Source organism: Lyngbya sp. CCY1209 (assembly GCF_055795065.1).
Genome location: NZ_JAYFER010000168.1, coordinates 1 through 3,381 on the forward strand (window position 1 = coordinate 1; position 3,381 = coordinate 3,381).

Consider the following 3,381-nt stretch of genomic DNA (forward strand, 5'->3'; position numbering starts at 1 on the left):
ATCAGTAGAGCAATTCAGGGAGGCACTTATTATGCAAGAGTCTATCCTGCCTTCTCTTCTGGCAATACCAACTACGATTTAACTATCTCTGTGGAGTAGGTTGGGTTGAGGCAACGAAACCCAACACCACCATCTTTAACTGATGTTGGGTTTCATTGTGTTTTATTCAACCCATGTTAAAAACAATGACTTTAAGGACAAAAATTTGTCCCATACCAGATGGTACAATTTGAGCCATGTCTCCTCCTGAAAAAAAACCAAACTACATAACATATCTTCTGGATGCCTATAAATCCAAAGATTGGGGAATTTTATTATTCAACTTTTTGATTGCCAGCTTAAGCCTTTATGGTGTGTTCTCCATAATAATGGCTCTAAGTGTAAATTTTCCCAAAGAAACTGCATCACTGTCATCTCAAACAGAGTTAGAAGGATCGCCTCCTACCCCTGAAACTCAAGAATCAGAAGCAGCGACAGAAAAACCTTCTGTCAATCCATTCTCTGAAGTTCGCTTTCCTATGGCAAGCTGTGGCAATCCCCTCCCCAAATCTGACAAAGATTATCCGATTAACTTTTATCCTGTTTTTATAGACCATAGCGAAGCAAATCTGGAGAAAATTAAATCTGAATTTTGTCGGGACTCTTTCCCCAAACGCAGGGAGAGTGATCAATTATTCATTCAAGTCTCTTCATTTACAGATCGTGCCAAAGCTCAAGACTTTGCTGACTTTCTGGCTGAAACCTTCGGTTCTGCTGAAGTCGGCCAAGCCACAGTTGTTGCCACCAATCCCAATTCCACTTCAGCTAAAAACTCTCCCAGTCCATCACCCACACCACAACCTCGTCAAGCGAGACGTTCTCCCCCTTCCAGAGAGGGATTTTCCGAAGTAACCCTAAATTGTAATAGTAAAAACCGCGATACAAGGGTTTTTAAAAAGTTAGAAATTGGTTGCCATAAAAAGGATCAATACAGGGATATTGAACTACAATTTGACAATTACGGTCGAGACTGGTATGAAATCATAACTGATAAAGGAAAAGTCTCGAATGATAATTTAGGGACATCTTCGGTTCGTGGCAAAGCGTACATCTTGATTGCGTCTGGAGGGTCGGTTTCTGAAGATTTATCTGAACGACAAGCTATTCAAGTTGAATTAAGAGCTAGACAAATAACCAACAATCAGGTTTTAAGAACTATAACCATTCGGTGTAGTGATTCCCCTTTAAAAGTCTGGGGAATTCATCTGCGACCAAGATGTTCTGAGGCGGGAACAAATATTGAATTTACGGGTCGGCAAGTTCCTGCTAGTATCAATATGGATTTCGGAGGAGACGCACCAATTTTATTCAATCCAGAAACAACACTTTTTGGCAATAGTGGGTATGTCAGATCCTCTTCAGATAGAATGCGGCTAACTTTTTCTGCTTACTGATGCGGGCTCCAACTGACCTTGAGTGTTTGATTGACTATCAAAAAGTGATAGTGATTGTTGTTCAAGGTGTTTAAAATGCGTTCATTTATTTTATTGGGCATCCTCACAACATTAAGGTTCACGCTTCTAACGGCTGAAGCCAATCCTAATTGGGTAACGGTTCGCTGCACTTTCAACAGTGAAAAGAGACGCTTAGTTGATTCCTGTCAAGTTAACCAAATTGTCGATAATTCGGGTCGCTGGATACAGTCTCAACTGAGGTGGAGTGATGGTGTGGTGACAGAAATCGAAGTGCTGACCATCAATCGAGAACCAGGCGATCGCGTTTCTTCTCGATTTGGTTTAGCCAAAATTGATGGTGAACCTAGCCAATATAAAACTTTGAGCGATGGTGGAATCTGTTTTGTCATTGAAAGCAACCAAAACAGCATTTGCTATCGTTAGTAGCCAAAAACTCGAGTGTGTTATAGGGGTAAAACTCACGCCATTGCTAAATACCGCTATCCCCCGAAATGCAACATCATCACTATCTGATACCTATTAGATAAATTTGTTTTGGGTTTCGTTCCTCACTCCGTTTCCTCTAAGGTTTTGAGGTCTTCCTGAAACTCAGCAACATCATAATGAACGCAAATGCAGCGCTCAGAAATCAGTTGTTGAAACTGCATCCGATGCAGCCCCAATAACTCACTGGCTTTTCCCAAACTAATTTTATCTTGCTGAAACAACATCAGCACAATTTCCAACAATAGCTCATTTTCGGAAAGGCCACTCGCTTTTACTAGGTCATCGGCAATCACTAAACTCATGGGGAACTCTCCTTGGGTGAAATCTCCTGCTTAAATCTTAGCAGCCGGGGGAGCGATCGCCCTCCAATTGCGGATGCCATATCCCCTACACTCAGAAACCGGGCTTCTACCGGAATTTCTGCATTATCACAGAGATTTTTCCATAAACCCGGTTTCTCAGGTACAATTACCATCAATCAAAACCCTCGTAGATTAGTATGATAAAATTAATCAGTTGAAGCCTTGTTAGGAAAGTTAAAGCTATGCCCACTAAACAACCTCGCTACAGTAAAGAGGAATTCGCTCGTCTTGGGGATGAAATTTATGAATTTAATGTTCGCCCACAAGTAGAGGCAGGTAATGAGGGCAAGATTGTGGCGATTGATTTAGAAACTGGAGATTTTGAAGTCGATGCTAGTGAAATTGCCGCCTGCGATCGCCTTGAAGCCACTCACCCTGATGCTCAAATCTGGATTGTGCGAATCGGTTCGGGCTATGTCCGTCGCTTCGGCGGACAAAGCAAGAGAATTTGATGATTACTGGAATCGTTAATAGAGATTTTGAACCGATTATTCCCCTGTCAGTCTATGGCGCTGATGGCTAAATTTACACACAAAATGCGATTGTGGATACAGGTTTTAATGGTTGGCTGTCATTACCTCCGAATTTAATTGCTCAGTTGAATCTGAGATGGAAAAGGAGAGGAAGAGCCATTCTCGGGGATGGGAGTGAATGTGTCTTCAACATCTATGAAGCCCTGTTAGTTTGGGATGGAGAGCTTCTCACCATTCCAGTCGATGAAGCTGATTCGGAACCCCTTGTAGGGATGTCCCTGATGAATGGCTATCAGTTAGTGGTGCAAGTTTTTCCGGGCGGTCTGGTTGAAATCAGCAAATTAACCCCAGTCTAATACCCATTTAAAATAAACTCAGGGGAGATTAGTCTATGTGGAAAGAATCTTAGCCGCCGGGGGAGCGACCATCGCAAAGCGTTGCGCCGGATCGCCTGAAACTCAGAAACCGGGTTTCTATCAGAGTTTCTGCATCCTCACCCAGATTGAACTAGAAACCCGGTTTCTTATCAGCAATCCATCACTCTCGATGGTGCGTGATTCTCAGCCGAGAGATGCGGGTTTTTACCATTATTGATAAGAGGGTCAC

At 42.6% G+C, this 3,381-nt stretch carries 5 protein-coding genes; 4 read left to right on the forward strand and 1 reads right to left on the reverse strand.

What is annotated here, in order from left to right; translation table 11 throughout:
* Positions 1-236 precede the first annotated feature (236 nt).
* Positions 237-1,433 (forward strand): hypothetical protein, encoded by a 1,197-nt coding sequence (locus tag AC0QHF_RS02430; protein ID WP_324702591.1) that lies wholly within the window; start codon positions 237-239, stop codon positions 1,431-1,433.
* A gap of 75 nt (positions 1,434-1,508) precedes the next feature.
* Positions 1,509-1,877, forward strand: coding sequence for a hypothetical protein (locus AC0QHF_RS02435; protein WP_324702592.1), 369 nt, complete (start codon positions 1,509-1,511; stop codon positions 1,875-1,877).
* A 125-nt stretch (positions 1,878-2,002) separates the two neighbouring features.
* Here the strand turns inward: AC0QHF_RS02435 and AC0QHF_RS02440 are convergent, their stop codons facing one another.
* Positions 2,003-2,242 (reverse strand): UPF0175 family protein, encoded by a 240-nt coding sequence (locus AC0QHF_RS02440; RefSeq protein ID WP_324702593.1) that lies wholly within the window; start codon positions 2,240-2,242, stop codon positions 2,003-2,005.
* Between the two features lie 242 nt (positions 2,243-2,484).
* On the opposite strand from AC0QHF_RS02440, the gene AC0QHF_RS02445 reads away from it, so the two are divergent.
* Both AC0QHF_RS02445 and AC0QHF_RS02450 read left to right on the forward strand, forming a co-directional pair.
* Positions 2,485-2,754 (forward strand): hypothetical protein, encoded by a 270-nt coding sequence (locus AC0QHF_RS02445; RefSeq protein WP_324702594.1) that lies wholly within the window; start codon positions 2,485-2,487, stop codon positions 2,752-2,754.
* Positions 2,755-2,846: 92 nt separating this feature from the next.
* Positions 2,847-3,131: a clan AA aspartic protease gene (locus AC0QHF_RS02450; RefSeq protein ID WP_324702595.1), complete on the forward strand. Its 285-nt coding sequence runs from the start codon at positions 2,847-2,849 to the stop codon at positions 3,129-3,131.
* Positions 3,132-3,381 lie beyond the last annotated feature (250 nt).

Coding starts and splice junctions, on each gene's coding strand:
- AC0QHF_RS02430 (WP_324702591.1), top strand. CDS start 237: ATGTCTCCTCCTGAAAAAAAACCAAACTACATAACATATCTTCTGGAT.
- AC0QHF_RS02435 (WP_324702592.1), top strand. CDS start 1,509: ATGCGTTCATTTATTTTATTGGGCATCCTCACAACATTAAGGTTCACG.
- AC0QHF_RS02440 (WP_324702593.1), bottom strand. CDS start 2,242: ATGAGTTTAGTGATTGCCGATGACCTAGTAAAAGCGAGTGGCCTTTCC.
- AC0QHF_RS02445 (WP_324702594.1), top strand. CDS start 2,485: ATGCCCACTAAACAACCTCGCTACAGTAAAGAGGAATTCGCTCGTCTT.